At 63.2% G+C, this 26320-nt stretch carries 24 protein-coding genes and 1 pseudogene; 9 read left to right on the top strand and 16 right to left on the bottom strand.

Going from position 1 to position 26320, the window contains the following annotated elements:
- The first annotated feature begins 69 nt into the window (after nucleotides 1–69).
- Entirely contained in the window at nucleotides 70–1470 is a 1401-nt protein-coding gene (locus EKH55_RS19450; RefSeq protein WP_151612570.1) for a sensor histidine kinase, read from the top strand.
- Nucleotides 1467–2120 carry a response regulator gene (locus tag EKH55_RS19445; RefSeq protein WP_151612568.1) on the top strand — a complete coding sequence of 218 codons (654 nt, stop codon included), beginning with the start codon at nucleotides 1467–1469 and terminating at the stop codon, nucleotides 2118–2120. The genes EKH55_RS19450 and EKH55_RS19445 overlap by 4 nt, the downstream gene beginning before the upstream one ends.
- Here EKH55_RS19445 and EKH55_RS19440 read toward each other — a convergent pair.
- Nucleotides 2110–2504: pseudogene (locus EKH55_RS19440) on the bottom strand (hypothetical protein). The gene EKH55_RS19445 and the pseudogene EKH55_RS19440 sit on opposite strands and share 11 nt — an antisense overlap.
- A gap of 373 nt (nucleotides 2505–2877) precedes the next feature.
- On the opposite strand from EKH55_RS19440, the gene EKH55_RS19435 reads away from it, so the two are divergent.
- Nucleotides 2878–3549, top strand: coding sequence for a hypothetical protein (locus EKH55_RS19435; protein WP_151612566.1), 672 nt, complete (start codon nucleotides 2878–2880; stop codon nucleotides 3547–3549).
- A 376-nt stretch (nucleotides 3550–3925) separates the two neighbouring features.
- On the opposite strand, the gene EKH55_RS19430 is transcribed toward EKH55_RS19435, so the two are convergent.
- The 11 genes from EKH55_RS19430 to EKH55_RS19380 all read right to left on the bottom strand — a co-directional run bounded on the left by EKH55_RS19430 (nucleotide 3926) and on the right by EKH55_RS19380 (nucleotide 14184).
- Nucleotides 3926–4360: a type II toxin-antitoxin system VapC family toxin gene (locus EKH55_RS19430; protein ID WP_151612564.1), complete on the bottom strand. Its 435-nt coding sequence runs from the start codon at nucleotides 4358–4360 to the stop codon at nucleotides 3926–3928.
- The gene (locus EKH55_RS19425; RefSeq protein WP_151612562.1) at nucleotides 4360–4599 is read right to left on the bottom strand and encodes a type II toxin-antitoxin system VapB family antitoxin; all 240 of its coding nucleotides are present in this window, start codon (nucleotides 4597–4599) and stop codon (nucleotides 4360–4362) included. The genes EKH55_RS19430 and EKH55_RS19425 overlap by 1 nt, the downstream gene beginning before the upstream one ends.
- Nucleotides 4600–4675: 76 nt before the next feature.
- Nucleotides 4676–5953: a Gfo/Idh/MocA family protein gene (locus EKH55_RS19420; RefSeq protein ID WP_151612560.1), complete on the bottom strand. Its 1278-nt coding sequence runs from the start codon at nucleotides 5951–5953 to the stop codon at nucleotides 4676–4678.
- 17 nt (nucleotides 5954–5970) lie between these two features.
- A complete protein-coding gene (locus EKH55_RS19415) occupies nucleotides 5971–6987 on the bottom strand; it encodes a LacI family DNA-binding transcriptional regulator (RefSeq protein WP_151612558.1) in 1017 nt (338 codons plus the stop codon).
- Nucleotides 6984–7940: an ABC transporter permease gene (locus EKH55_RS19410; RefSeq protein WP_151612556.1), complete on the bottom strand. Its 957-nt coding sequence runs from the start codon at nucleotides 7938–7940 to the stop codon at nucleotides 6984–6986. Before EKH55_RS19410 ends, EKH55_RS19415 begins: the two co-directional genes overlap by 4 nt.
- Nucleotides 7937–8929 carry an ABC transporter permease gene (locus tag EKH55_RS19405; RefSeq protein WP_151612554.1) on the bottom strand — a complete coding sequence of 331 codons (993 nt, stop codon included), beginning with the start codon at nucleotides 8927–8929 and terminating at the stop codon, nucleotides 7937–7939. Before EKH55_RS19405 ends, EKH55_RS19410 begins: the two co-directional genes overlap by 4 nt.
- Entirely contained in the window at nucleotides 8929–10434 is a 1506-nt protein-coding gene (locus tag EKH55_RS19400; protein ID WP_151612552.1) for a sugar ABC transporter ATP-binding protein, read from the bottom strand. Before EKH55_RS19400 ends, EKH55_RS19405 begins: the two co-directional genes overlap by 1 nt.
- A gap of 62 nt (nucleotides 10435–10496) precedes the next feature.
- Nucleotides 10497–11519: an ABC transporter substrate-binding protein gene (locus EKH55_RS19395; RefSeq protein WP_151612550.1), complete on the bottom strand. Its 1023-nt coding sequence runs from the start codon at nucleotides 11517–11519 to the stop codon at nucleotides 10497–10499.
- Nucleotides 11520–11624: 105 nt separating this feature from the next.
- Nucleotides 11625–11945, bottom strand: a complete 321-nt coding sequence (locus tag EKH55_RS19390) for a c-type cytochrome (protein ID WP_151612548.1) — start codon at nucleotides 11943–11945, stop codon at nucleotides 11625–11627.
- Between the two features lie 184 nt (nucleotides 11946–12129).
- On the bottom strand, nucleotides 12130–13191 hold the full coding sequence (locus EKH55_RS19385) for a LacI family DNA-binding transcriptional regulator (RefSeq protein WP_069460945.1): 1062 nt from the start codon (nucleotides 13189–13191) through the stop codon (nucleotides 12130–12132).
- A gap of 57 nt (nucleotides 13192–13248) precedes the next feature.
- Nucleotides 13249–14184 (bottom strand): AraC family transcriptional regulator, encoded by a 936-nt coding sequence (locus EKH55_RS19380; RefSeq protein ID WP_069460946.1) that lies wholly within the window; start codon nucleotides 14182–14184, stop codon nucleotides 13249–13251.
- A 184-nt stretch (nucleotides 14185–14368) separates the two neighbouring features.
- On the opposite strand from EKH55_RS19380, the gene melA (EKH55_RS19375) reads away from it, so the two are divergent.
- The 6 genes from melA (EKH55_RS19375) (at nucleotide 14369) to melA (EKH55_RS19350) (ending at nucleotide 23394) form a co-directional block, all read left to right on the top strand.
- Nucleotides 14369–15841 carry an alpha-glucosidase/alpha-galactosidase gene (gene melA / locus EKH55_RS19375; RefSeq protein WP_151612546.1) on the top strand — a complete coding sequence of 491 codons (1473 nt, stop codon included), beginning with the start codon at nucleotides 14369–14371 and terminating at the stop codon, nucleotides 15839–15841.
- 151 nt (nucleotides 15842–15992) lie between these two features.
- Nucleotides 15993–18074, top strand: a complete 2082-nt coding sequence (locus EKH55_RS19370; protein WP_069460948.1) for an ABC transporter substrate-binding protein — start codon at nucleotides 15993–15995, stop codon at nucleotides 18072–18074.
- Between the two features lie 107 nt (nucleotides 18075–18181).
- Complete coding sequence (locus EKH55_RS19365; protein ID WP_151612544.1) at nucleotides 18182–19189, top strand: ABC transporter permease; 1008 nt, start codon at nucleotides 18182–18184, stop codon at nucleotides 19187–19189.
- 2 nt (nucleotides 19190–19191) lie between these two features.
- On the top strand, nucleotides 19192–20316 hold the full coding sequence (locus EKH55_RS19360) for an ABC transporter permease (RefSeq protein ID WP_151612542.1): 1125 nt from the start codon (nucleotides 19192–19194) through the stop codon (nucleotides 20314–20316).
- 11 nt (nucleotides 20317–20327) lie between these two features.
- On the top strand, nucleotides 20328–21998 hold the full coding sequence (locus tag EKH55_RS19355; protein WP_151612540.1) for an ABC transporter ATP-binding protein: 1671 nt from the start codon (nucleotides 20328–20330) through the stop codon (nucleotides 21996–21998).
- Between the two features lie 22 nt (nucleotides 21999–22020).
- Complete coding sequence (melA, locus tag EKH55_RS19350) at nucleotides 22021–23394, top strand: alpha-glucosidase/alpha-galactosidase (RefSeq protein WP_151612538.1); 1374 nt, start codon at nucleotides 22021–22023, stop codon at nucleotides 23392–23394.
- Nucleotides 23395–23707: 313 nt separating this feature from the next.
- Here melA (EKH55_RS19350) and EKH55_RS19345 read toward each other — a convergent pair whose 3' ends face one another.
- The 4 genes from EKH55_RS19345 to thiO are packed head-to-tail and all read right to left on the bottom strand — an operon-like array spanning nucleotide 23708 to nucleotide 26319.
- Nucleotides 23708–24313, bottom strand: coding sequence for a thiamine phosphate synthase (locus EKH55_RS19345; RefSeq protein WP_151612536.1), 606 nt, complete (start codon nucleotides 24311–24313; stop codon nucleotides 23708–23710).
- Nucleotides 24310–25083: a thiazole synthase gene (locus tag EKH55_RS19340; protein ID WP_151612534.1), complete on the bottom strand. Its 774-nt coding sequence runs from the start codon at nucleotides 25081–25083 to the stop codon at nucleotides 24310–24312. Before EKH55_RS19340 ends, EKH55_RS19345 begins: the two co-directional genes overlap by 4 nt.
- A gap of 1 nt (nucleotide 25084) precedes the next feature.
- Nucleotides 25085–25282: a sulfur carrier protein ThiS gene (gene thiS, locus EKH55_RS19335; protein WP_151612532.1), complete on the bottom strand. Its 198-nt coding sequence runs from the start codon at nucleotides 25280–25282 to the stop codon at nucleotides 25085–25087.
- Nucleotides 25279–26319, bottom strand: coding sequence for a glycine oxidase ThiO (thiO, locus tag EKH55_RS19330; protein WP_151612530.1), 1041 nt, complete (start codon nucleotides 26317–26319; stop codon nucleotides 25279–25281). Before thiO ends, thiS begins: the two co-directional genes overlap by 4 nt.
- Nucleotide 26320 lies beyond the last annotated feature (1 nt).

Raw genomic sequence — 26320 nt, 5'->3', positions numbered from 1 at the left:
GATAGTTTATGCTTTCAATTCGACCTCAGTGCCGCCAGCGAATCGGGCGGGCGATCCCGAGAACTTTTCGTGCGCACCAAGGACTTGATCACACGATGGAATGCGCAAGCGCTGAGCAGGCAGTTCCTGCTGGCCGGCGGCATAGTTGCGGCTGCGGCGATGCTGGTGGTCGGGGCGTTCGTGACCAGCCTCATAGAGGAGGCGGTCACGAGAAACTCCGCAGCGACGACCGCGCTCTATGTCGACAGCGTGATCGCTCCGCTCCTGCCTGACATGCAGACCACGGAAGTGCTGGACGATGCCGTCGCACGGGCGCTCGACGAAACCTTGGGCCAGGGGGCACTCGGAAACCGGCTGCTGGAATTCCGCCTCTGGCGCGCCGACGGTACCGTCCTCTACTCGAATCAAGCGGAGATAGCCGGAAAGCGGTTCGAGCTCAGTCCGCAATTGCGCACGGCCTTTTCCGGCGAGATGGTGGCTCAATTGCAGTCGCAGGACGGCAGTCAGGATGTGACCGGCCGCCCGGCAGGCAATCCGTTCCTTGAAATCTATAATCCGGTCCTGCAGCCCTGGTCGGGCGAGGTCGTGGCGGTTTCCGAATTCCACGAAATCGCCCACGACTTCCAACTGAGTCTGCGTCGGGCGCGGTTTCTCACCTGGCTCGCGGTTGCGGGCTTTACGCTCGCCTTCTTCATCATGCTTTCGGCGATCGTCATGCGGGGGAGCAGAACCATCGAAAAGCAGCGTGCCGCGCTCAAGCAGCGCATCGACGAGCTCTCTGCGCTCCTGTTGCAGAACGAGACCCTGCGTGGGCGCGTGCAGCACGCCTCCCAACGGGCAACGGCGCTCAACGAGAAAATGCTAAGGCGCATTGGAGCGGATCTGCATGACGGCCCGGCGCAGCTCCTGGCCTATGCGTCATTGCGGCTGGACAGCGACCTATTGACGAACCCTATGACTTCGAACGAAAAGCGCGACCGCGAACTCGCCGCGATCAAGGCCAGTCTCGAAGAGGCGATGCACGAGATCCGGACGCTGTGCAACGGGCTGGTGCTGCCGCAGATTGAAACCGCCAATCTGCCCGAGATCCTCGAGCGCTGCGTTGCGGCGCACAGGCAGCGGACCGGTTCGGCTGTGGATCTGTCGCTCTCCGACCCGCCTGCGCGCCTTTCCCCGTCGGCGAAGATATGCATATACCGCTTCGTGCAGGAAGCGCTGAACAATGCATATCGGCACGCAGGAGGCATCGGCCAGCGCGTCACGCAGACCATTGAACGCGAAAGGATCCGGATCGAGGTGGCGGATGGCGGGCCCGGTTTCGATCCAAGCCAGATCAGCTCTACGAGCCTCGGGCTTGCCGGTCTCAGGGAACGGGTGGAGAGTCTCGGAGGAACGTTTGAACTGAACGCGGCCGCGTCGGGCACCGTTGTCCGGATGTGGCTCGACATCAGGGAGATAGGGCAGATATGACGGCTGAAATACGTGTTGCTGTAATCGACGATCACCCTCTGTTCAGGGAAGGGGTCACGAGGAGCCTGTCGGAGATCGATGGATTCGCAGTCGTCGCCGAGGGGGACTCACACGACGACGCACTGAGAATCGCCGAGAATCTCAAGCCCGACGTGATGCTTCTCGACATCTCTATGCCCGGTGGCGGGCTGGCAGCCCTCCCGCTGATCATGGAGGTCGCCCCCTCGCAGAAGATCGTCATGCTCACGGTTTCGGAAGCCGGCGACGACGTCACCGCCGCACTGCAGAACGGCGCCAGGGGCTATGTCCTCAAGGGTGTTGGCTCGAGAGCACTGGCGGATATCATCCGGACCGTCGCCTCGGGCGAGAGCTATGTGGCGCCGACGCTCTCGGCGAAGCTGCTGTCCAGCCGGGCCCCAGAGCCTGCACGCAAGTCCGACCTGATCCGGGATCTGACCATCCGCGAGAAGGAGGTTCTCAATCTCGTCGCCTCCGGCATGAGCAACAAGCAGGTCGCAAGGCGGCTCAATCTGCACGAAAAGACCGTCAAGCACCATATGACCCAGATCATGGCGAAGCTCGACGTCGCCAACCGCACGGAGGCAGCCATGGTGCTGCGCGACGCACTCGACCGCCCGCTCAGTCAATGAGGGACAGGAGCCGTTTCTGATCGTCTTCAGTGGCGCTGCGGTTGACGATGATGCGCCCGCGGGCATCCTTCATGATGTATCGCCCGTTTCTGATCTCTTCGCTTATTCCCTTGGCGTGGCGTACTCGCAAGGTCGAACCCTTGTTTCCGGTGCCCGTGCCTCGCGCGCTCGACCCGCTCGTTGAACTGTCGCGGCCCTTGCTGCTGCCGCCGCCGCTACCGCCCCCCGGCCGTTGCCGCCGGAATTGCCGTTCCCCCCGCCATTTCCCTTGCCCTCGTTCTTGGCGAGGGCAGACTGGGGTGCGACTTCAAGGCTCGAACCGGAAATTGTCGCCTTATAGGGAAGTGCGACGAAGCCGACCAACGCAACGAACAGGACCGCCATGGTCTTCCGTCGCGTCGTCTTCGTCTCCTTGAGGACCATCATTGGCGCACCTTCCGCCTCAAAAAAGTTTAACCCGGCTTTTCGGTGAACAAGGTCACCCGGATCGGGTTCCGCGCAATATCGACACGAAATTCGAAATTCGCACAAAGCACGCGTGATCTTGAGATCACCTTGCTTACGCCCCAACAGATCGTCAAGCCACGCCTTCCGTCGCCAGCACCTTTAGGACCTTTCTCTCGGCCCGGTCGGACCTTCGGCCAAGACGAAGGTCCTAAGCGTCATCCACTTCCCTCTGCTTCATGCCGGTCGTCGGGACCGCCGATCGGATCTTTGTTGATCGGACCAACGGCTCAGACGAAAAGGCAATGGTCCGATGTCATGGGTGCGCACGGAACAATCTCGGGAACGCCGAATTCGAACTTGCCTAACTGAGGCTTGCACTTCGAACCAAGGAAAGGAACACGCACATGACGAGAATTGTCGCAGTTTAGCTGCCGCACTGCTTGCCTGCGCGAGCGTGGCCACACCCGCATTCGCACAGGACGGCAATGGAAGTGGCAATGGAAATCGCGAGGGCAATGGTCGTGGTAGCGAGAACAGTGCCGCCGAAAGCGCCCCCGGCCATGCCAAGGGCGAAGGCGAGAGCGCCAGGGACTTTGCACCCGGTCAAGTGAAAGGCGACGACGAAAGTGCCAAAACTTACGCGCCGGGTCAGACCAAGCGGGCTGACGATGGAGACGACGATGATACGACCGGCAGCGTGAACAACACGAATTTGGGCACGCTGATCTCCACGATCCGCGCCAGCAAGACCGATCTAAGCGGGATTGCGGATGATGTCGAGGTCACCGTTGTCGACGTCGACGAGTTCGCGGTCAATCGCACCGCACTCGACAACGCCGTCGAGGCCCGGGAGGCAGAAATCGCCCAGCTTCGCCAGGATCTGGCCGAACTCGACTTTGACGACCTTACTGATGACCAGATAGACGCCGCGGTTGCGGTGAGGGTCGAGGCTGACGGCACGCTTACCGTGTTCGTCGATTGAGCCATGGTCTCATCAGCCTGATAGGGTGGGGCACTTAAAGCGCGTCGCGCTTCATGGTATTCGTGCAACGCGCATTAGTTCTTGTTTTCATGCACGTCGTTGGCCCAAAACCGCTGCACACTCTTGGGCGACATGCATTAGGCCCTTTCAGGCTGGTTTGCGCCGTTTCGTCGCCGACGACCATAACCGCCCCAACAGATCCTCAAGCCGTGCCTGCCGCCGCCAGTCGGTCAGGACCGTTCCCTTGGCGGCGGTATCGGTCCTCCGGCCAAGACGAAGGCCACGGGTCTTCACATTTGCTATCGCCACTACACGGCGAAAATCGGCCGCAATCTATTCTGTTGCAACCATTTCGGGTAAAGGCCAGGGCTTGGCGCTACCAAGCCAGATCGGTTTCGCTGAAATCGTGGCCCTTATATGCGATCCGCAGCCGGTTCGCCTGGGCACAGGCGTAAGCGAAGCAATCGCCCATGTTGAGCTTGGCAGGGTGATTGACGATTTTGCCATAACGCTGCGCGGCGTCGATCGCCTTGGTGCCCACGTCATCGCCAATCACGGTTTCCTTCGCTGCCAAGTCGGCAATGAACTGGTCGACCAATTGCCGCGCTTTTGCGAGCATGGCCGGGGTGGCGGCCTTGTTTGGTCCCTCGACCTCCGCAAATTGCCGTGTGAGCGACAACACGGCTTCCATGCGGACGACTGCTGACACGTAAAATTGGCCATCGTGCTGTGTCAATCGATCCATCAGGTCGTCTGCATCGTCTTCCAAGCCGATGATCGCCACGATAACCGACGCATCAATAAACAGCATCAATCCTCCCCCCACAGTTCGTCCGTGACCTTCTTGTGGTCAAGGTGAACCATTGGGCCAGCTGCGCGAGCCATTGCGAGGGTCTTTGCAAGACGATCGCGAACATGCAGTTTGGACTTGCGGCTGTCGATCTCGTGCTTGAGCGCAATTTTGACAGCCTCAACCTTGGTAGAGTTGGTGAGTCCGACAAGCTCCTCGGCGAGTTTATCCACCTCAGCGTCTTTGATGTAGAGGGGCATGGCAGCATATCCTTTCGAGGATATTATAATATGCTCGTTTACATATCCCCGCAATGTAAAACCCGCCGTCCGCCTTTCAGGCTGAAAATGCGCCGTTTCGTCGGCGGCGACCATGGCCGGTACGCGCCACCAACGGCACGTAATTCTCGAGCTCCGCTGCCGGAAAGTGCAGCGTCGCGCCGATTTCGGCGGAGCGATAGAGTCCCATCAGGATCTCGACCACGGCAAGCCCGTCCTCAAAGGTCTCGATGGGTTTGATCCCTTTGCGGAAACACTCGACCATGTGCCGGTTTTCGTCGGTGTAGCCATAGACGCCCGCCTCGTCTTCGAGTACCGGCATCAGCCCCTGCTCGGCATTCTGTTTTTCGACGAGGTCCTCGCCCTCGGACCCTTGCACGGCTCGCGACAGGAAGATCTTGAGGCCGGCGCCGAGCGAGTTATATTCGAGTGCATATTCAGGTCCCAACAGCTCGAGCTGGATGCGCAAGCCGGCGCCGACATAAGCCCAGGAGGTCGTCGCCTCGATCATCAGCTCCTGTCCGTTTTCGTCCTCGAGCATGACAGTTGCGCGGGCGAAGTCCTCGGCAGGGCGGTTGCGGTAGTCGACCTCGCCGCCGAAGCGGTGGCGGAGCTGGTCGGCATAGCCAGGCCGCGTCCATTTCAGGTTGGCGACCGTGCCGTTCACCGCCTGGACCTTCAGGGAGTTGCGCGGTGCGCCGGGCGCGGTCAGAAGATGACGCGCCACCTCGACGCTGTGGCACATCATGTCGGAAAGCACGCCGCCGCCCTGTTTGTCGCCCTGCCAGAACCAGGGCTCGTGCGGACCGGAATGCTCCTCCGCCGCCCGCGCCAGATAGGGCCTGCCCGTCGTCGAGACCGCGCGCCGCCAGATGATCTCCTTGCCGCGCTGCACCGGCGTGGCGAATACCTGATTTTCGAGATAGCCGTGATTGAGACCGGCGTCCTCGGCAAGCTGCAGCATTTCCCGGGCTTCCGCGACCGTGCGCGCCAAGGGCTTCTCGCAGGCGACGGCGAAGATCTTGCTGCGTCCCGCCTTGATCTCCCGATGCAGCGCCCGCATGACGTCGATCCGCGTGTAATTCGGAGAGAGAATCCAGATCGCGTCCACGTCGCCGGAGGAGACGAGCGCCTCGAGACTGTCATGAGCGCGGCAGCCTCCGAGCTCGAGCGCCTTCACCGCTTCGGCAAAGCGATTGCGGTTTTCGGGACTGCGGCTATAGACGCCGGTCACCTCGACGTTGCGCACGCCGACCATCGACTTGAGATGGAAGCCGGCGATGAAACCGGTTCCGACAAAACCGACACGCAGCGTCTGCTTCGGTAGCATGGTCATGTCTCCCTCCCAGAATATCAGCGGGGCGGCGCCGTGCTGCTCCTTATGTTCAACGCCGTCGGCAGCACGATCGCATCGTCCGCATCGGTGCGGCCCCCCGACAGGATCTTCAGCAGCAGCTCCATGGCCTTCCGGCCGATCTCGGCGCGCGGCTGGCTGACGGTCGTCAGCGGCGGATAAAAGGCCTTGCTCAGATAGAGATCGTCGAAGCCGACGATGGAAACGTCGCGCGGCACGTCGCATCCCGACCTTCTGAGTTCATGCACGGCGCCATAGGCCATTTCGTCATTGGCGACGAAGAGTGCCGTCGGCGGCTCCGGCAGGGCAATAAGTCGCCGGCACGCTTCCTGCCCGCTTTCGAGCAGGAAATTGCCGCGCACCTCGTAGCCCGCGGGGATATCGAGATCCGCAGCGCGCATGGCAAGGCGATAGCCTTCCCGGCGGTCAAGGCTCATCGGTTCGGGAATGGGGCCGCTGATATGGGCGATCCGCCGATGGCCAAGCGAGATCAGGTGCTCCACCGCCGCCCGGGCGGCGCCGACATTGTCGATCTGCACATGCGGCAGCCTCGAGCCCTTGATCATCTCCAGCGCCACCACCACCGGCAGGCGGCTCCAGCCGCCGGCGCGGGTGCCGCCATCGGGCGGCAGCTTGCCGGTCATCAGGATCATGCCGTCGGCATGGCCGTCGCGCAGCATGTGGAAATACTCGGTTTCGCGGGCCGGTTCGTTTTCGGTATTGCCCATCAGCACCGAATAGCCGGCCTCCCGCGCCGTCGCCTCAACGCCCTTCAATACGTCGAGATAGAACGGATTGCCGACATCGCGTACGACGAGCAGCACCGCCATCGACTTGCGGGTCCTCAGATTGCGGGCGCTGACATTCGGGCGATAGTTGAGCTCGCGTGCAAGCTCACGGATACGCTGGCGCGTCTCGGCCGTGACTAGGCTGGAATCGGCAAGCGCGCGCGAGACGGTGGCGACGGAGACACCCGCTTTGACGGCGATGTCCTTGATCTTCGGACGCTCCCTCATGCCCGCATCGCCCGCCCGCGGCCATAGAACGTCATCAACAGGAGAAGCGTCGCCCCGAAGACCATCTGCCGGCCGGACTCGTCGATGTTCACCGTTGTCAGTATCCCCTGCAGGATGACGAGCAGGACCGCGCCGGCCATCGTGCCGGTATAACCGCCTTTGCCGCCGGCGAGCGAGGTGCCCCCGAAGACGACGGCGATGATGGAGGTTAGCGTATATTGCTCGCCGACATTGGCGAATGAGGAGCCGGAATAGCCGAGCAGGCAGAGCCCGGCGAGCGCCGCAAACATGCCGGAGATGACGAAGAGTGCGATGCGCATCGGCCGCACCGGCACGCCGGCCATATGGGCCGCATGCTCGTTCGATCCGATTGCGTAGATGCGGTGGCCGAAGACGGTGCGGTGGAGCATGAAGGACATCAGCAGCCCCACCGCTATCCAGAGCCAGATGATGCCGGGCAGGCCGAAGACGAGCGGCTGGCTCACGAAGCGCGACAGGGAAGGGGCGGCCTGGCCGGAGGGAATGCCCATGCGGATGACGACCAGCAGTCCTTGCAGCACGCCCAGCATGCCGAGCGTCATGACGAGCGGCGGAATGCGCAGGAGGGTCACGCCGAGCCCGTTCAAGAGGCCGAAGAAGGCGCCGGCGGCGAGGCAGGCGGCGATCGCCGGCAGGATGCCGCTGTCGGCGCCGTTCATGACATTGCCGGCGATTATCGCCGAGAGCGACACGACCCCGCCCACCGAGAGGTCGATGCCCTCGCGCCCGCCGAGAATGACGACGTTCTGGCCCGCTGCGACGATGCCGAGCAGCGCGGCGACGATCAGCAACCGCAGGATCTGCCCGCCACCGGCAAAGCCGGGCGACAGAAGCTGGCCGAGATAGAGAAGCACTACGATCAGCACCAGAGCGACGACGACCGGCTGACGAATAAAGGAAATCACCCGACTCATGACCGCGCCCTCCGACCGGCAAGCACGCCCGCCATCAACACGAGGAGGATGGCGAGCCCTTGCATGAAGTTCTGCCATTCGGACGGCGTGCCCATGAAGAAGACGAGCGAATTGATAAGCCCGATCGTCAGCGCTCCCAGGAGCGAACCGACCACGGTTCCCCAGCCGCCGGCAAGGGCACTGCCGCCGAGCACGACAGCAGCCACGCTGTAAAGCGTCATCTTGCCACCGACGAGCGGATCGCCGCTTGCCGTGTCTCCGGTGATGCAGAAGGCCGCGAGCGCGGCAAAAAGGCCGCAAAGCATGTAGCCCCTGATGCGGATGGACACGACCGGGAGGCCGGTCTGGTAGGCTGCCTGCCGGTCGTCGCCGACGGCAAGCAACTGGGCGGCAAGGCGCGTACGGGCAAGCATGAAAAGGAGCGCGAGCAGCACGGCGAGGATGTAGAAGACGAAAGGCAAATCGAACAGCCGACCGCCATAGGTGCGCCAGAAGAGCGCGGGCGCCGGCGTTCCGGCGACCGGCAGGATATAAAGTGCGAGCCCGGTAAAGAAGATGCTGGTCGCGAAGGTCGCAACGATCGCCTGCAGGCGCAGCACGGCGGCGACGAGACCGTTGACAAGGCCGCAGGCAAGGCCGAGCAGCAGGCCTAGCGCCAGCGAAAGCAGAATGGCGCCGGCGCCCCCGCCCCATCGCTCCATCAACACGATGATCGTCACATTGACGAGCGAGAGGATCGACCCGACGGAAAGGTCGATATCGCCGGCATAGACGACATAGGTCTGGGCGATCGAGAGCAGGATCAGCGCCATATAGGTGCTGAGGAGGCCCGTCAGCGCGCGATAGCTGAGGCTTGCGGGCGAGAAGAAGCCGTTCAGAAGAAGAAGTGCCGCGACGATGGCGAGCGCCGGCAGGAAGGGATAGCGCTCGAGCAGCCTGCGGATGCTGCCGACGCGGCGCGACATCGGGCCGGTTGCGATCTCTGCCATTACGCGGCCTCGTAAGCGGCTTGATAGAGATTGTAGCGGGTGCGTTCGGCACCGGTGAGTTCCCGGCTGACGGACCCACCGTTGAAAACGAGGATGCGGTTGGCGTTGCCGAGAAGTTCGGCATCCTCCGAGGAATAGAGAAGGATGCCGAGGCCCTCGGCCGCCAATTGCCGGATCAATGCGAAAAGATCGGCCTTCGCCGAAAGATCGATGCCTTTGGTCGGGTCGTCGAGCAGCAGCACGTCCGGTCGGTCGATCAGCCAGCGGGCGATGATCACCTTCTGCTGGTTGCCGCCCGAAAGCGCGCTGATCGGATCGAAGAGGCTCGCAAACTTCGTGTGCATACTCTGAAGTGCGGGCAGTACCCGATCACGCAGCTTGGACGGGCTCGCGATCATCACGCGATCGCGCAGATAGTGGATCGGTGAGACGTTTTCGATGATGGGGCGGCCGCTGATGACGCCGTCGCGGCTGCGATCGCCCGAGACATAGGCGCAGCCCCGCCGGATCGCCTCGCGCGGGCTCGAAGCCCTGAAGCGCTCGCTGCCGATCCGGATCTCGCCGGAGGTGATCGCGCCGGCGCCGAAAATTGCTCGAAGCAGGGCGGACTGCCCCTGGCCGTGCAAGCCGCCGAATCCCAGGATCTCGCCGCGGCCGACCTCCAAGCTGACATCGCGGAAGCCGGCGCCGGAAAGATTGCGGACCGTCAGCGCAGCTTCCGCCGCGGTGTCGACGGCGGCGGGGACGGAGGATTGCGAGGCCGGCATGTCGCCGGCGCCGCCGACCATCAGCCGGATCACGGTGGCGGCATCGGTCTCGTCGAGATTGAGGGTCGTGATCGTCTCGCCGTCGCGGATGATTGTGACGCGGTCACCGATAGCCTTTATCTCGTCCATGCGATGGGAAATGAAAATGATACCGCGTCCGCGGCGCTTGAGATCGCCGAGGATCTCGAAGAAGCGCTCGACCTGGGCGCGGTCGAGCGCCGAAGTCGGTTCGTCGAAGATGAGGAGCGGCGCCTCGCTCGCCAGCGCCTTCATGATCTCGACGAGTTGACGCTGGTCCGGGCGAAGATTGCCGACAAGCACGTCGGCCGCGAATCCTTCGCCGGACACGCCGTCGAACAGCGCTATATAGCGTGCCGCCCGCTCTTTCATCGAAGCCCGGTCGACAAAGAGGCCGCCCCTGACCGGCAGAGCCGCCAGGCAGATGTTCTCCTCGACCGAGCGGTGAGCGGCGAGGCTGAGTTCCTGATAGAAGATGCCGATTCCTTGCGCCCGTGCCGATCGCGGTCCGGTGATTGTGGCAGGCGTGTCGTCGATCAGGATTCTGCCGGCATCCGGCCGCACGCTGCCGGCAATGATCTTGCAAAGGGTGCTCTTGCCGGACCCGTTCGAGCCCATCAGCACATGGACCTCGCCGGCTACGACTTCGAGATCGCCCCGGCGGAGCGCCACGGTAGCGCCGTAAGCTTTGCTCACGCCGCTCAGTTTCAGTTTCGACATGGAAACCCGTCCACCACGGTTCGTCGGCCGAGCGCGAGCAACCGGCCCACGCTCGGAGGACCTCATTTGAAGAGAGCTTCCGCCTCTTCGATCGAAAGCGAGCTCGTATAGGAGTAATAGCCGGGCTTGCCTTCGAGCTGCTTGGCCGCCTCCTCCACATTCTCGCTATCGATGAACGGGATCGGCAGGTAGAGCGCATTGCCGTATTGGCCGGCCTTCGCCGGGTCCTTGAGTTCCTTTCCCTGCAGCATCAGAACCGCGACGTTGAGCGCGCTCGCCATGACACCGGGCGGATTGACGGTCGCGCCGGAGTTCAGCTTCTCCTTTATCCAGAGATCGATGAAGTCCTTGCGGATTTCGCCGGTCGCGGCGATCTGGTCTTTCTTGCCTGCATCCATGATCGACTTCCAGGCACCGGCCGCCATGCCGTCCTGGACGAAAACGCCGTTGATGTCAGGATAGGTGGCAAGAATGTTCTGCATCGCCTGCTGTCCCTGCGCCTGGTCCCAATTGGCATTGACCTCGTTGACGATCTGGATGTCCGGATGATCTTTGAAGACCTGCCGGTAGCCCGCGACACGCATCTCGTTCGCCGGATGGCCCGCGACGCCGTTGATCGCCACCACCTTGCCCTTGCCGCCAAGTGTCTTTGTAAGCCACTCGGCGCCGGCGGCACCCCAGGCGGTCTGGTCGATGCCGACATAGATCGCGTCGGGCGACGAAACCTCGGCGTCCGTCGCGATCACCAGGATGCCGGCTTCCTTCGCCTGAGCAAAGATCGGATCGAAGGCCGTCGGGCTGTTCGGGTTGATGATGATCGCGTCCACGCCCTCCGCGATGAAATTGCGGACATGGGCAATCTGCCCGGGCACGTCGACATTGGCGCTCTGTACGGAGACCTCGACGTCGACGCCGCGCTCCTTCCATTTCTCGGCCGCCGTCTTCGCCTCGTCGATCATCTGGGTGCGCCACTCGCTGCCGACCCAGCCGTTCGAAAGACCGATCTTGAAGGTCTCGGCAAAAGCCGATGCCGAAATCGCCATGGATGCGACCGCACCCATCGCAAAAGCAATAAACCTCTTCATAAGATCCTCCCAACTTATGCGACGCTTATGAAGCCAGAAAATGTAATCGATTTCAACGACGATCTGTCGTTGTGCGCCGGTGCGGCTCAGGCGCTGCTGTCGCGATTATCGCGACTGACGCGCGATATAGGCGACGAGGTCGGCGATCTCCGATCGCGCAAGCGACAGCGGCGGCATGCGGGAATGGGTGGGATCCGTCAGGAACGCGGTGAGCGCGGCGTCGTCGAGCCGCTTCGAACTGCCGATCTCGGCAAAGGTCGGAACCGTGTCCGAGCCTCGGCTTTGACCCGGAGCAACTACGTGACAGCCGGCGCACCAGCGCTCGGCAATCCGCTGGCCATTCGCCCAATCGGCCGCCGCGCTTTGCCCTGCCAAAAGGCCGATGAGAGCCAGCGCCACCGTCACGCATTGAACGCATATATGCATCGTCGCAACTCCTCGCCATTCGGCCAACGCATGATCTTTCCGATGGTAGCCTGCTTTCGTTTCGGTGCAACCGGGCGCAAGGTCAGTTCGCAACCGCCTCGACTTGGCGGCGGCCGCTTTGCGGGGCCTGCTTGGTCCGGCGCAGGAGCACGATACATTCCGCCTGGTGCGACACGGAGGCAGCTCAGTTCCGCGCCGCCAGCCGGGTCCCGGTCGTTTCCTCGGTTTCCGCCGGCTGAGCCATGCTGCCGCGCCAGATGATCTCGGTGGCGAGGATCACCTTCTTGGCGACTTCGCGCCCGGAAAGGCGCTCCAGCAGCAGGTCGACCGCGGTTTCGCCGATCAGTTCTGCCGGAATTTTTACCGTGGTCAGCGGCGGAGCAAGGAACTGCGCGACCGGAATGTCGTTGAAGCTGGCCACCGCGACGTCTTCGGGAATTCTGAGCCCCAATTCCCGGATTGCCCTGTAGGCGCCGAGCGCCATGTTGTCGTTGCAGGTGATCAGGAGCGTCGGCGGATTGGGGTTCGACAGCATCGCCTTTGTCAGCATGTAGCCGCTGTCGGGGGTCAGGCGCTCGACCATGCACAGATCCGGATCATAGAGCCCTGCCTTCGTCATCCAGTCGATGAAGGTGCGGCAGCGCCGCTCCGCATGGATATTGTCGGGCCCGTAGAAGGCGTCCACCCAGCCGACGAAGCCGATCCGGCGATACCCCATGCCATGGGCAGCTTCCAGGAGCCGGGTCATGGCATGGGCGACGTCGCTCAATACGCTGTCGTCCAAGTCTCCGATCGGCGCATAGTCGGCAAAGACGAGGTGGCGGCTATGGCGGCGCAGCCATTCGAGTTCCTCGCCATAATAGTGCCCGACGGCCACCACGCCCGAGGCGCCCTCGAGGATCGTCGCTTCCGGAGCGTTTCCCGTGAGGAAGACCTTGACGACCTCGCTCTTCAAGGCCTGACAGCGGCTTTCGATGCCGAGCCGGACGCCGACGTAATAGGGGTCGGCAAGTTCCTTGGCAGGGTCGAGGAAATGCACGAGCGCGATCTTCAGCCCGGCACCGAGGCTTTGAGCGGCTGCGCGGCTGCGGTTGCGCGGCGTGGCATAATTCAGCGCCTCCGCCGTCTCGATGATCGCCTGACGCTTCTTCGTCGAGATCGAGAGCGTCGGATCGTAGTTCAGGACCCGCGAGACGGTTGCTGATGAAACGCCGACGGCCGCAGCGATTTCCTTGATTGTCACCATTTTTACGTTCCCGCGTGCCTATCCTCATTCGTTTAGTAAAATTTTATCGCCGCGATTTCAATCGCGTGCAGCGGCCAAGGTGGTGACGGATTCGCTTGTTTTTTGTCCATTCGGCGCCACGCTTGCATACATGCCGGTCGTGCGGAACTCGGTGGGGCTGGCGCCGAAGACGCGGCGGAAGACCTTGGCGAAGTAGTTGGGATCCTCGAAGCCGGACAAGATCGCGACCTCCTTGACCGGCAGGTCAGCGGTCTTGGTAAGGAGCTTCACCGCCCGTTGCAGCCGCTTCTGCAGCACGAATTCCGCCGGCGGCATGCCTTCGCTCGCGGCGAAGACGCGGGAGAAATGGGCGCGGCTCAAGCCTGAGACACGGGCCAGTTCCTCGACGGGCAAGGGTTTTTCCAGATTAGCGAGGATGTGGTCGATCACATGCTGCATTCGGCGATATTCCTCGCTGAGGACGGGGTGCGAGCCGAAGACGTCGTCGTAAAGCGCCATCGCCGCCTCATAGGCGATTGCCGAGGCGCGGCCAGGCGTTTCCGCTCCGGTGATCAGCCGCAGGCTGCAGTCAGAGAGATGCTCGATCGTTTCCGGGTGCAGCCTGACGACGGGGCCAGTGACCGCGAGAATGGCGCGGTGGATGCGCAACGCCTCCTCGCCGTTCATCGAGATCCAGAAGAATTCCCAGCGGCCGCCGTCCTCGAGCCAGTAGCGATGATTGTGCGGCACGAGCAACAGCAGTGTCTCGCCCTCGCGCAGGCGATAGGTACGGTTCTCATAGCGCAGATTGCCGGCGCCGCCGATCGTGTGCTGCAATACCGTGAACGGCGTCTGGCCGCGCTTTCGCCCGTCCCAGTCATAGCCCGCATCGGTCCGGATCTCATAGCCGGTGCTCGTCGGCATGGTGTGCAGGCTCTGCCGTCCCCGCGGGAGTGAAACGGTCCGCATCACCGGCCCTTTATCGATCAATTGCTGCAGCACAGTATTACCCATGAAAGCACAATACCTCTCTAGCGGTGCGACTGATTATACACATAATGGCTGCAGATCACGCAAGGCAACCGGTTTGGCCGGGTTTGGCGGGCGCGGCTGTGCTCGGCGTGTGAAATCAGTTCGATGAATTGATTTTACCCTTTTGGCGCGAGGATCGCGGTCCGCGAGGAGGAACAAGAAGACCATGAGCAGCTTCAAGATCGCCATCATCGGCGCCGGCAGCGTCGGTTTCACCAAGAAGCTCTTTACCGATATTTTGTCCGTGCCGGAGCTCAGGGACGCTGAATTCGCCCTGACGGATCTGAGCGAGCACAATCTCGGCATGATCAAGACGATCCTCGACCGGGTCGTCGAGGCGAACAGACTGCCGACGCGGGTGACGGCGACGACCGATCGCCGCAAGGCGCTCGAGGGCGCACGCTATATCATCAGCTGCGTGCGCGTCGGCGGTCTCGAAGCCTATGCCGACGACATCCGCATTCCGCTGAAATACGGCGTCGACCAATGCGTCGGCGACACGATCTGCGCCGGCGGCATCCTCTATGGCCAGCGCAATATTCCGGTGATCCTCGACTTCTGCAAGGACATCCGCGAGGTTGCCGAGCCGGGCGCGAAATTCCTGAACTACGCCAATCCGATGGCGATGAACACCTGGGCGGCGATCGAATACGGCAAGGTCGACACGGTCGGCCTCTGCCACGGCGTCCAACACGGGGCCGAGCAGATCGCCGAGATCCTCGGCGCCAGGGACGGCGAACTCGATTACATCTGCTCCGGCATCAATCACCAGACCTGGTTCATCGATGTGCGGGCGAACGGTCGCAGGGTCGGCAAGGATGAGCTCGTCGCCGCCTTCGAGGCGCATCCGGTCTTCTCCAGGCAGGAGAAGCTCCGCATCGACGTGTTGAAGCGCTTCGGCGTCTATTCGACGGAAAGCAACGGCCATCTCTCCGAATACCTGCCCTGGTATCGCAAGCGTCCGGACGAGATCGCCAAATGGATCGACATGTCAGACTGGATCCATGGCGAGACCGGCGGCTATCTGCGCTATTCGACCGAGACCCGCAACTGGTTCGAAACGGAATTTCCGCGCTTCCTCCAGGAGGCGGCCCGGCCGCTGGACACGATCAGGCGCTCGAACGAGCATGCGAGCTATATTCTCGAGGCGCTGGAGACCGGACGCGTCTATCGCGGCCATTTCAACGTCAAGAACAATGGCGTGATCACTAACCTGCCGGCCGATGCGATCATCGAATCGCCGGGCTTCGTTGACCGCTTCGGCATCAACATGGTGTCCGGCATCACGCTGCCGGAAGCCTGTGCGGCCACCTGCATCTCGTCGATCAACGTCCAGCGCATGTCGGTGCATGCGGCGATTGCCGGAGACATCGATCTCCTGAAGCTCGCCGTGCTGCATGATCCGCTGGTCGGCGCGATCTGCACGCCGGAGGAGGTGTGGCAGATGGTCGACGAGATGGTCGTCACCCAGGCGAAATGGCTGCCGCAATATGCGCATGCGGTCGATGCGGCGAAGGAGCGGCTGAGCAAGGCGACGGTCAAGACCCGCGACTGGAAGGGCGCCGCGCGCCGCGATGTGCGCTCGATCGAGGAGATCCGTGCGGAAAAGGAAGCCGCAAAGTTGCGCGCTGCTGGTTAGGTTGTGTGGGCAGAGGGGATAACCCGGCCGCATCCGCACGCGCATCGAAATCATCGCGAGGTCATCTGCGTGAGGAGACGCGGGTGCTCGTGACCAAGGAGGAGTGCCACCCGACCCGGGCGTGGCGAATGAGGAGGGAGAACGAGAGACAATGAAAACGTACCGACTGAAGACAGCGGCCAGCCTGCTGATCGGCATTTCCGCCTTTGCGGTGCAGGCCGCTGCATCCGAACCGACCGTCGTGCCGGAACCGCCGCCGTTTCCGGCGCAGGGCGAGATCACCTATGTGCCGCGCGATTCCATTCTGGAATTCAAGGCGCTCTCCGAATATCACGAGCCTGAATGGGTGACGGAGAAATTTGTCAAGTCCGGCAAGCTGCCGCCGGTGGCCGAGCGCCTGCCGAAGGAGCCGATGGTCTTCAAGACCGGCAACATGCCGGACGGTGCCGGCGTCTATGGCGACGTCATGCGCCATGTCATCGGCGGCCGGCCGGAAGGCTGGAACTACAGCGCCGGCCAGACCCAGGGCTGGGGCGGTATCGACATCGGCATGTACGAATGCCTGACGCGCACGGCGCCGCTCTACCAGGTGGAAGCCGAAGACGTGGAGCCACTCCCGAACCTTGCCAAGAGCTGGGAGTGGTCCGAGGACGGCCATAAGCTCACCATGCACCTGATCGAAGGCGCGAAATGGTCGGACGGCGATCCCTTCGACGCCGAGGACGTGATGTTCTACTGGGACAACAACGTCGTCGATCCAAACGTTTCCCCACTGAACGGCGCGACGCCCGAGACCTTCGGTGAGGGCACGACGCTGAAAGAGATCGATAAGTACACGGTCGAATGGACCTTCAAGGAAGCCTTCCCGCGCCAACACCTCTACGCCATGGCCTACGGCACCTTCTGCCCCGGTCCGTCGCACATCCTCAAGACCAAGCATCCGAAATTCGCCGATACCACCTACGACCAGTACAAGAACGGTTTCCCGCCGGAATATCTGAATATTCCGGTAATGGGGGCATGGGTTCCGGTCGCCTATCGGTCGGACGACATCATCGTGCTCCGCCGCAACCCCTATTACTGGAAGGTCGACGAGGGCGGCAACCAGCTGCCCTATCTGAACGAGGTCCACTACAAGCTCTCGACCTGGGCGGATCGCGACGTGCAGGCGATCGCCGGATCCGGTGACTTCTCGAACCTGGAGCAGCCGGAGAATTTCGTGGAATCGCTGAAGCGTGCGGCGGATGAATCCGCGCCCGCTCGACTGGCCTTCGGTCCGCGTGTCATCGGCTACAATCTGCGCATGAACTACTCGGCCAATGGCTGGGGCGAGCCGGACGACCGCGCCCAGGCAGTCCGCGAGCTCAATCGCAATCTCGACTTCCGCAAGGCCGTAACCATGGCGGTCGATCGCAAGAAGCTCGGCGAAGCTCTGGTCAAGGGACCCTTCACGGCGATTTACCCGGGTGGGCTCTCCTCCGGTACCAGCTTCTATGACCGGGGGTCGACGGTCTACTATCCCTATGACCTCGAAGGCGCCAAGGCGCTTCTCGAAAAGGTCGGTCTCAAGGACACCGACGGCAACGGTTTCGTCAACTTCCCCGCCGGCACCGCCGGCGGCGGCGACGTGCAGATCGTGATGCTCGTCAACTCCGATTACAATACCGACCGCAACCTTGCGGAAGGCGTCGTCGGGCAGATGGAGCGGTTGGGCCTGAAGGTGGTCCTCAACGCGGTCGACGGCACCAAGCGGGACGCGACGCAATATGCCGGCAAGTTCGATTGGCTCGTGCGCCGAAACGACCAGGAATTGACCTCTGTCGTGCAGAACACTACCCAGCTCGCCCCGGTCGGTCCGCGCACGAGCTGGCACCACCGCGCGCCGGAAAGCGGCGAGGTCGATCTCCTGCCGCACGAGAAGGAACTCGTCGACATCGTCAACAAATTCATCGCGACCAACGACAATGACGAGCGGGCGGAGCTGATGAAACAGTTCCAGAAAGTGTCGACGACGAATGTCGATACCGTCGGGCTCACCGAATATCCGGGCGCACTGATCATCAACAAGCGCTTCTCGAACATTCCGCCGGGTGCGCCGATCTACATGTTCAATTGGGCGGAAGACACGATCATGCGTGAACGGGTCTTCGTCGCGGCGGACAAGCAGGGCGACTACGAGCTCTATCCGGAACAGCTTCCCGGCAAGCCCGGCGAAGGTGGGCCGATCAACTGAAACTGAACCCAGGCCTCCCGGATTCGAAGCTCCGGGCCGGGAGGCAGCCCTTTCAGTCCGCGGCGATCTTCGCGTCGTCCAGGGAAAACCGACAGAAGGAAACGGCCATGTTCAGATTTCTGCTTGTCCGCGCCGCCTCTGCCATACCCGTGCTGTTCGTCCTGAGCGTGGTGACGTTCGCCATCATCCAGGCGCCGCCCGGAGACTATAGCGACTACATCCGCTCGCAGCTCATCAACCAGGGCGGGGCTTCATTCGAGGCGGCCGACGCCCAGGCGCAGGCCTATCGCAAGGCGCACGGCCTCGACAAGCCGCTGCCGGTTCAGTACGTCAACTGGGTCACCGGCATCCTGACGCGCGGCGATTTCGGCCACAGTCTCTACTACAACAAGCCGGTCGCCGACGTCGTCGGGGAACGCCTGCCGCGCACGCTGGCGCTGGCGCTCGTCTGCCATATCCTGGCCTCCGTCATCGGCATCGGCTTCGGCATCCTTGCCGCCACCCGGCAATATTCCTGGATCGACAGCCTGCTCTCGACCGTCTCCTTCCTCGGCATGACAGTGCCGCGCTTCCTGATGGCGCTGATCATCGTCTACGTCCTGGTGTTCCACTTCAACGTCAGCGACATCAACAGCTTCCATTCCGCCCGCTACGGCGGCGCGCCCTGGTCCTGGGGCAAGTTCGTGGACCTGGTGAAGCATGTCTGGCCGGTGATCGCGATCGCGACCTTCGGCGGGCTCGCCTATAACATGCGCGTCATGCGCGGCAACCTGCTCGACACGCTGAACGCGCAATATGTCGAAACGGCCCGCGCCAAGGGATTGAGCGAAGGCGCCGTCGTGATGCGGCACGCCGTTCCCAATGCGCTGCATCCGCTCATCATGTATCAGGGCGTCGTTCTGCCTTACATGCTGACCGGCGAGATCGAGACGGCGATCATCTTCGCGCTGCCGACCGTCGGACCGGCGATCGTCGGGTCCATGTGGGTCGGCGACGTCTATGTGACGGCAACCTTCATGCTGGTCCTCTCGGCAACGCTGATCCTCGGCAACATCATCGCCGACATGATGCTCGCCGCGATTGACCCGCGCGTGCGCATGGGAGGAGGGGCCTGATCATGACCATCGACGTTCCGACCACGGTCCCCGTGGCGCAGCCGGACGAAAAACAGCACCACGAGAGCTATTCGGCCCTCGTCTGGCGACGCTTGAAGCGTTCCTGGACCGGCATGCTCGGCCTCTTTCTCGTCGGCCTGCTGATCTTCATGGCGGTCTTTGCAGACTTCCTGTCGCCCGTCGATCCGAAGGCGACGGGGGTCGCTTTCGCACCGCCGCAGGCGATCAGCTTCCATGACAAGGACGGCAATTTCGTCCTCCCGCCGAGGACCTATCCGCTCGGCGACACGGACGAACTCGACCCGATCACCTTCCAGCCGATCGTCGGCTTGGACTACGACAATCCGCAGATCCTCGGCTTTTTCGTCAAGGGCGCGCCCTACAAGCTCCTCGGGCTGATCCCGGCCGAGCGCCACCTCTTCGGTACCGTCGACGGGTCGGCGGTGCATTTCCTCGGCACCGACAAGTTCGGCCGCGACGTCCTCTCGCGCATCCTCTACGGGTCGCGCATCTCGCTTATGATCGCGCTGATCGTGGTCTCCATCGTCACCGTGGTCGGCACGACCGTCGGCATGGTGTCAGGCTATTTTGGCGGTCGCTTCGACGCCTGGGTGCAGCGCTTCGTCGAACTCGTGCTCGCCTTTCCGCAGCTGCCGCTCTACCTGGCGCTTGCCTCGCTGATCCCGGTGACTGCGCCGACCAACGTCTTCCTCGCCTTCGTCGTCATCGTGATGTCGGCGCTCGGCTGGGCACAGATGTCGCGCGAGGTCCGCGGCAAGACGCTGGCGCTCGCCCGCATCGACTATGTGCGCGCCGCGATCGCGATTGGCGCGACCGATCGGCGCATCATTTTCCAGCACATCTTCCCGAACGTGATGAGCCACGTGATCGTCGCGGTGACGCTGGCGATCCCACAGGTGGTGCTGCTCGAATCCTTCCTCGGCTTCCTGGGCTTCGCCGTGAAGCCGCCGCTCATCTCCTGGGGGCTGATGCTGCAGGATACGGCGACCTATTCGGTCATCGGCTCCTATCCCTGGATCCTTTCGCCCGTCGCCTTCGTGCTCGTCACCGTCTTCGCCTTCAATGCGCTGGGCGATGGGCTCCGCGACGCAATCGACCCCTATTGAGGAGCACGCCGATGGCAACGATCGAAAGCATTGTCCCGGCACCGGAAGAACGGCGGGACCGCCACACGAAGGATACGCGGCCGGTCATCGACGCGCGCCGGGTCGCCGTTACCTTCAAGGTCGAGAACGGCACGGTCGAGGCGGTGAAGGACGTGTCCTTCCAGCTCTATCGCGGAGAGACGGTGGCGATCGTCGGCGAATCCGGCTCCGGCAAGTCAGTGACCGCGCGCACCGTGATGGGCCTCCTGTCGAAGCGCGCGACGATCGCCTCGCAATCGCGGATCGAATATGACGGCCGGGACGTCCTGAAATTCTCGGCCAGGCAGCGCCGGGCGCTGCGCGGCGACCGCATTGCGATGATCTTCCAGGAGCCGATGAGCTCGCTCAACCCGGTCTACACGATCGGCAGCCAGATCATCGAGGCGATCCGGGCACACCGGCGGGTGAGTCGCCGCGCCGCCGCAGAGCGGGCGCTGGAACTGCTTCGCCACGTCCAGATCCCCGACCCGGAAGCGCGGCTCAACCAATATCCGCACCAGCTTTCCGGCGGCCAACGCCAGCGCGTGATGATCGCCATGGCGCTCGCCAACGATCCCGACGTCTTGATCGCCGACGAGCCGACGACGGCGCTCGACGTCACCGTGCAGGCGCAGATCCTCAACCTGATTCGCGGGTTGCAGCAGGAACTCGGCATGGCGGTGATCCTGATCACCCACGACCTGACCGTGGTGCGGCAGTTCTCCGACTATGTCTACGTCATGCAGTTCGGCGAGGTGAAGGAGCACAACACGACGGCGGCGCTTTTCGCCAACCCGCAGCATGCCTATACGCGCCGGCTGCTCGCCTCCGAGCCCTCCGGTTCGGCCAATCCGCTGCCGGACACTGCGCCGATCGTGCTCGACGGCCGCAGCGTGCGCGTCTCCTTCATGCTGAAGAAGGGTGGCTTCTTCAAGCCGGAACTCAAGGAGCTCGTCGCGGTCGACAGCTTGAGCCTCAATCTCCGCCGTCATGAAACGCTCGGCCTCGTCGGCGAGTCCGGTTCCGGCAAGACCACGTTCGGCCAGGCCCTAATCCGGCTCATCAACACCGACGCCGGTGAAATCTATTTCGACGGCCAGCCGATCCACGGCAGAGACCGAAAGGGCATGCGGCCGCTGCGCTCGAAGATCCAGATCGTCTTCCAGGACCCGTTCGCCTCGCTCAATCCGCGCATGTCGATCGGCCAAATCATCGAGGAAGGGCTGATCGTCAACGGCATCGGCGAGAACCGTAAGGACAGGCTGACACATGTCCAGGATGCGCTCGTCAGCGCCGGTATGCCGGCCAATATCCTGTCGCGCTTTCCGCACGAATTCTCCGGCGGCCAGCGCCAGCGCATCGCCATCGCCCGCGCCATCGCGCTCGAGCCGGAATTCATCCTGCTCGACGAACCGACCTCGGCGCTCGATCTCTCGGTGCAGGCCCAGATCATCGAGCTGTTGCGTAAGCTGCAGGACGAACGGGGTTTGAGCTACCTCTTCATCTCCCACGATCTCAAGGTCGTGCGCGCGCTCTGCCACCGGGTGGTGGTGATGCAGCACGGCAAGATCGTTGAAGAGGGGCCCGTCAACGAAATTCTCTTCAATCCCAAGACTGCCTACACGGAACGGCTGGTAAGAGCCGCCTTCGAAGTGGCCGCATGACCTATCAGAACAGAGGTACTCCATGACCCGACAACCCAAGATCACCTTCATCGGCGCCGGCTCGACCGTGTTCATGAAGAACATCATCGGCGACGTGCTGCAGCGTCCGGCGCTTTCGGCCGCGACCATCGCGCTGATGGATTTGAACCCGGAGCGTCTTGCCGAAAGCGAGATCGTCGCCGGCAAACTGGTGCGCACGCTCGGCGCAAAGGCGAAGATCGAGACCTATTCGAATCAGTTGAAGGCGCTCGAAGGCGCTGATTTCGTCGTCGTCGCCTTCCAGATCGGCGGCTACGAGCCCTGCACGGTGACCGATTTCGAAGTGCCGAAGAAATACGGGCTGCGCCAGACGATCGCCGACACGCTCGGCGTCGGCGGCATCATGCGGGGTCTACGCACCGTGCCGCATCTCTGGAAGATCTGCGAGGACATGCTCGAGGTCTGCCCCGAGGCGATCCTCCTGCAATACGTCAACCCGATGGCGATCAATACCTGGGCGATCGCCGAGAAATATCCGACGATCAAGCAGGTCGGCCTTTGCCACTCGGTGCAGGGTACCGCCTTCGAGCTTGCCCGCGACCTCGATATTCCGCTCGACGAAATCCGCTACCGCGCCGCCGGCATCAACCACATGGCGTTCTATCTCAAGTTCGAGCACCGCCAGAAGGACGGCAGCTATCGCGATCTTTATCCGGACCTGATCCGCGGCTATCGCGAGGGACGCATTCCGAAGCCCAGCCATTGGAACCCGCGCTGCCCGAACAAGGTGCGCTACGAAATGCTGACGCGGCTCGGCTATTTCGTCACCGAAAGCTCGGAGCATTTCGCCGAATACACGCCCTATTTCATCAAGGACGGCCGCCCGGACCTGATCGAGAAATACGGCATTCCGCTCGACGAATATCCGAAGCGCTGCATCGAGCAGATCGAGCGGTGGAAGGGCCAGGCGGCTGCATATCGGGAGGCCGAGACGATCGAGGTTGCCGAGAGCCACGAATACGCCTCCTCGATCATGAACTCGGTCTGGACCGGCGAGCCGTCGGTGATCTACGGCAACCTCCGCAACAATGGCTGCATCACCTCGCTGCCGGAAAACTGCGCAGCCGAGGTGCCCTGCCTTGTCGACGCCTCCGGCATTCAGCCGACCTATATCGGCGCGCTGCCGCCGCAATTGACCGCACTCATCCGCACCAATATCAACGTCCAGGAACTGACGGTCCAGGCTCTCGTTACCGACAATCGCGAGCATCTCTACCATGCGGCGATGATGGACCCGCACACGGCCGCAGAGCTCGACCTCGACCAGATCTGGTCGCTCGTCGACGACCTGCTCGCCGCCCACCGCGACTGGATCCCGGAATGGGCCCGCGTGTCGAAGAAGGTTGAGGCCGCCTGATTCTTTCTCCCGGTCAGGCGACCAGATGGCCCCGGGACATTGGTTCCGGGGCCTTTCTCGATGGTGGTTTCCCCCTCATCCGGCCTGCCCGTCCTCCGCAGCAACTGCGGAGGGTGGACCGGCCACCTTCTCCCCGCAAGCGGGGCGAAGGAGACTCGCGGCGCCCACATTGCCCATAACAGCTCCAACTATGGCGCGGATCACGGTGGGCGTTCACCGGTAGCGACAAATTGCGACGGTGTCCCCTCGCCCCGCTTGCGGGGAGAGGGCTAGTTCTCGGGTTAAACCCGAGGAGAGGGGCAGAGTGTGACCCTCACCGCCAAGCCTCAGTCTTCCGAATCCACTCCCGGGTCCGACCTTCGGGATCCGCATTCAACGTGATATCCGTCACCACCGCGGCGCTGTCCGCACCATGGGCAAACACCCCGCCGATCCGCTCCGGATTGAGCCCGCCGATCGCCACGAGCGGCAGCGTTCCTACGCGTTCGCGCCAGCTGGAAAGCCGGTCGAGCCCCTGTGGTGCCCATTTCATCTTTTTCAGGATCGTCGGGTAGATCGGCCCGAGTGCCACATAGTCCGGCTCGGCAACAAGCGCGGCCTCAAGCTCCGTCTCGTCATGAGTGCTGAGCCCAAGCTTCAGCCCGGCGGCGCGGATCGCACCGAGGTCGGCGTCGGCGAGATCCTCCTGGCCGAGATGGACGAAGTCACAACCCTCCTCGATCGCGAGGCGCCAGTAATCGTTGAGGATCAACTGGCAGCCATGCGCCGCGCAGGTCGCCTTCGCGGCGCCGATCTCGCCGCGGATGTCCTCGTCGCTCAAGTCCTTGATCCGAAGCTGCACCAGCTTGACGCCGAGCGGCACGAGGCGTTCGATCCAGGCGGCGCTGTCGACGATGAGATAGAAGGGGTCGAGCTTCACGAGAACACCGCCTTTCCGATGACCGGGGTTGAGGGGACGGCCATGTCGCGCGGCTCGATCATGCCGGCCTGAAAGGCCGCATGACCGGCTTCGATCGCATTGGCGAAGGCCTCCGCCATTGCGGCCGGGTCGCCGGCGCCGGCGACCGCCGTGTTGAGCAGCACCGCCTCGAAGCCGAGTTCCATCACCGTTGCGGCATGCGACGGGCGGCCGATACCGGCGTCGACGATCAGCGGCACATCGGGAAAATCCGCCCGCATGGCGCGCAGCGCCGGCAGGTTCTGCGGGCCCATGGCGCTGCCGATTGGCGCGCACCAGGGCATCAGCACCTTGCAGCCGGCGCTGAGCAGCCGTTCCGCGACGACGAGGTCGTCGGTCGTGTAGGGGAACACCTCGAAGCCTTCGCCGACGAGGATGCGCGCCGCCTCGACCAGGCCGAAGACGTCCGGCTGCAACGTGTCGTGATGGCCGATCACCTCCAGCTTGATCCAGTTAGTCGAAAAGACCTCCCGCGCCATCTTCGCCGTCAGCACCGCTTCCGACACGGAATAGCAGCCGGCGGTGTTCGGCAGCACGCGCACGCCGAGCTCGCGGATCAATTCGAAGAAAGCGCCGCCGTTCCTGCCGCCGGCGGTCTCGCGGCGGAGCGATACGGTGACGATCTCCGTGCCCGAGCGGCGCACGGCCTCCGCGAGAACGGCGGGGGAGGGATAACGCGCGGTCCCGAGGAGGAGGCGCGAGGAGACTCGGGTTCCGTAGAGTTCGAGCATGTCAGCCTCCCTGCATCGGCGAGAGCACTTCGATCCGGTCGCCGTCGGAAAGCCGGCAGGTGCTGCGATCCTCGCGGTGCACCAGTTCCCCGTTGACGGCCGTCGCCAGCCACTCGCCCTCGTATTCGAGCGCCAGCAAAAGCTCCGACAACGTCGCTGCGCCGCTCTCCAGCGTCTCGCCATTGACGATCAAGGTCATTGGATTGCTCCGTGTCGAAAAGATGGGTGGCGGTCCGCCGCCGCGGGTTCCTCGAAGACGGGAGTGAAGGGCGGATGTTCCCCGGCACAGAGCCTTTCCGCCAGCTGCCGCGCCATGGTGGGGGCAAGCAGGAAGCCGTGGCGGTACATGCCGGCGATCGCGAACCCGTCGTCACGGTCGAGGACGCGGGGCAGGTTGTCGGCGAAGGCCGGACGAATGCCGACGCCAGTCTCCACGACACGCGCCTCGCCGAAGGCGGGATGTACCGCGTAGGCGGCGTTCAGCAGCTCCATCAGCGAGCGAGCGGTGATCGGTCCGTCATCATCGGTCTCGATCATGGTCGCGCCGACCATGAACCGGTGGTCTTCGCGCGGCACGACATAGAGCGGATGGCGCGGATGAAGCAGGCGGACCGGCCTCGAGAGGCTGATCTCCGGGGTTTCCAGAAAAAGCATCTCGCCGCGCACGCCGCGAAGGCCGGGCGTGGTGGCGATCGCCGCGGCGCCCGTGCATTCGACCACGGCGGCATAGGATCGATCGGAGGGCACGTCCGAACAGCCGAGGTGGAAATGGACGCCGCTCGCAATCAGTGTCTCGTAGAGGCCGGCCATCGCCTTCCGCGGATCGAGATGGGCTTCCTCGGCAAAGAACAGCGCCCGCTCGAAGCGGCCCGCGAGGTCCGGTTCGAGCTCTGCGATCGCGTTGCCGCCGACCCATTCATATCCGCGGGTGCGGGCGGCGAAGCGATCGAGTTCTCCGCTGTCGCGGCCAGCCGCGACGACAAGTGTACCCTTGCGGAATACCGCGCCAGGGAGGGCCTCCTCCCACCAGTCGGCAGAGGAAAGCCCAAGCATCAACACGGCTTCGTCGCCCGCTTCGCGTTCGCAAAACGCCGCGAGCATGCCGCCGGCATAGGTGGATGCGCCGGTTCCGACGGTTTCCGCCGCATCGACCACCTCCACCGCGATGCCGCGGCGGCTGAGCTCGAGGGCGGTGGCGAGACCGGCGACGCCGGCTCCCTTGATCAGGACCGGCATC

This window comes from Sinorhizobium alkalisoli (genome assembly GCF_008932245.1).
Classification (GTDB): Bacteria; Pseudomonadota; Alphaproteobacteria; order Rhizobiales; family Rhizobiaceae; genus Sinorhizobium; species Sinorhizobium alkalisoli.
This window is presented reverse-complemented; position numbering and strand designations above follow the sequence as displayed.

What these genes read in the sequence shown, in the direction of transcription:
- thiO (WP_151612530.1), bottom strand. Translation starts at nt 26,319, where the DNA reads ATGCCGGTCCTGATCAAGGGAGCCGGCGTCGCCGGTCTCGCCACCGCC.
- melA (WP_151612546.1), top strand. Translation starts at nt 14,369, where the DNA reads ATGAGCAGCTTCAAGATCGCCATCATCGGCGCCGGCAGCGTCGGTTTC.
- EKH55_RS19430 (WP_151612564.1), bottom strand. Translation starts at nt 4,360, where the DNA reads ATGCTGTTTATTGATGCGTCGGTTATCGTGGCGATCATCGGCTTGGAA.
- EKH55_RS19360 (WP_151612542.1), top strand. Translation starts at nt 19,192, where the DNA reads ATGACCATCGACGTTCCGACCACGGTCCCCGTGGCGCAGCCGGACGAA.
- EKH55_RS19405 (WP_151612554.1), bottom strand. Translation starts at nt 8,929, where the DNA reads ATGGCAGAGATCGCAACCGGCCCGATGTCGCGCCGCGTCGGCAGCATC.
- EKH55_RS19415 (WP_151612558.1), bottom strand. Translation starts at nt 6,987, where the DNA reads ATGAGGGAGCGTCCGAAGATCAAGGACATCGCCGTCAAAGCGGGTGTC.
- EKH55_RS19385 (WP_069460945.1), bottom strand. Translation starts at nt 13,191, where the DNA reads ATGGTGACAATCAAGGAAATCGCTGCGGCCGTCGGCGTTTCATCAGCA.
- EKH55_RS19390 (WP_151612548.1), bottom strand. Translation starts at nt 11,945, where the DNA reads ATGCATATATGCGTTCAATGCGTGACGGTGGCGCTGGCTCTCATCGGC.
- EKH55_RS19365 (WP_151612544.1), top strand. Translation starts at nt 18,182, where the DNA reads ATGTTCAGATTTCTGCTTGTCCGCGCCGCCTCTGCCATACCCGTGCTG.
- EKH55_RS19370 (WP_069460948.1), top strand. Translation starts at nt 15,993, where the DNA reads ATGAAAACGTACCGACTGAAGACAGCGGCCAGCCTGCTGATCGGCATT.
- EKH55_RS19400 (WP_151612552.1), bottom strand. Translation starts at nt 10,434, where the DNA reads ATGTCGAAACTGAAACTGAGCGGCGTGAGCAAAGCTTACGGCGCTACC.
- thiS (WP_151612532.1), bottom strand. Translation starts at nt 25,282, where the DNA reads ATGACCTTGATCGTCAATGGCGAGACGCTGGAGAGCGGCGCAGCGACG.
- EKH55_RS19340 (WP_151612534.1), bottom strand. Translation starts at nt 25,083, where the DNA reads ATGCTCGAACTCTACGGAACCCGAGTCTCCTCGCGCCTCCTCCTCGGG.
- EKH55_RS19445 (WP_151612568.1), top strand. Translation starts at nt 1,467, where the DNA reads ATGACGGCTGAAATACGTGTTGCTGTAATCGACGATCACCCTCTGTTC.
- EKH55_RS19435 (WP_151612566.1), top strand. Translation starts at nt 2,878, where the DNA reads ATGTCATGGGTGCGCACGGAACAATCTCGGGAACGCCGAATTCGAACT.
- melA (WP_151612538.1), top strand. Translation starts at nt 22,021, where the DNA reads ATGACCCGACAACCCAAGATCACCTTCATCGGCGCCGGCTCGACCGTG.
- EKH55_RS19410 (WP_151612556.1), bottom strand. Translation starts at nt 7,940, where the DNA reads ATGAGTCGGGTGATTTCCTTTATTCGTCAGCCGGTCGTCGTCGCTCTG.
- EKH55_RS19380 (WP_069460946.1), bottom strand. Translation starts at nt 14,184, where the DNA reads ATGGGTAATACTGTGCTGCAGCAATTGATCGATAAAGGGCCGGTGATG.
- EKH55_RS19420 (WP_151612560.1), bottom strand. Translation starts at nt 5,953, where the DNA reads ATGACCATGCTACCGAAGCAGACGCTGCGTGTCGGTTTTGTCGGAACC.
- EKH55_RS19395 (WP_151612550.1), bottom strand. Translation starts at nt 11,519, where the DNA reads ATGAAGAGGTTTATTGCTTTTGCGATGGGTGCGGTCGCATCCATGGCG.
- EKH55_RS19355 (WP_151612540.1), top strand. Translation starts at nt 20,328, where the DNA reads ATGGCAACGATCGAAAGCATTGTCCCGGCACCGGAAGAACGGCGGGAC.
- EKH55_RS19425 (WP_151612562.1), bottom strand. Translation starts at nt 4,599, where the DNA reads ATGCCCCTCTACATCAAAGACGCTGAGGTGGATAAACTCGCCGAGGAG.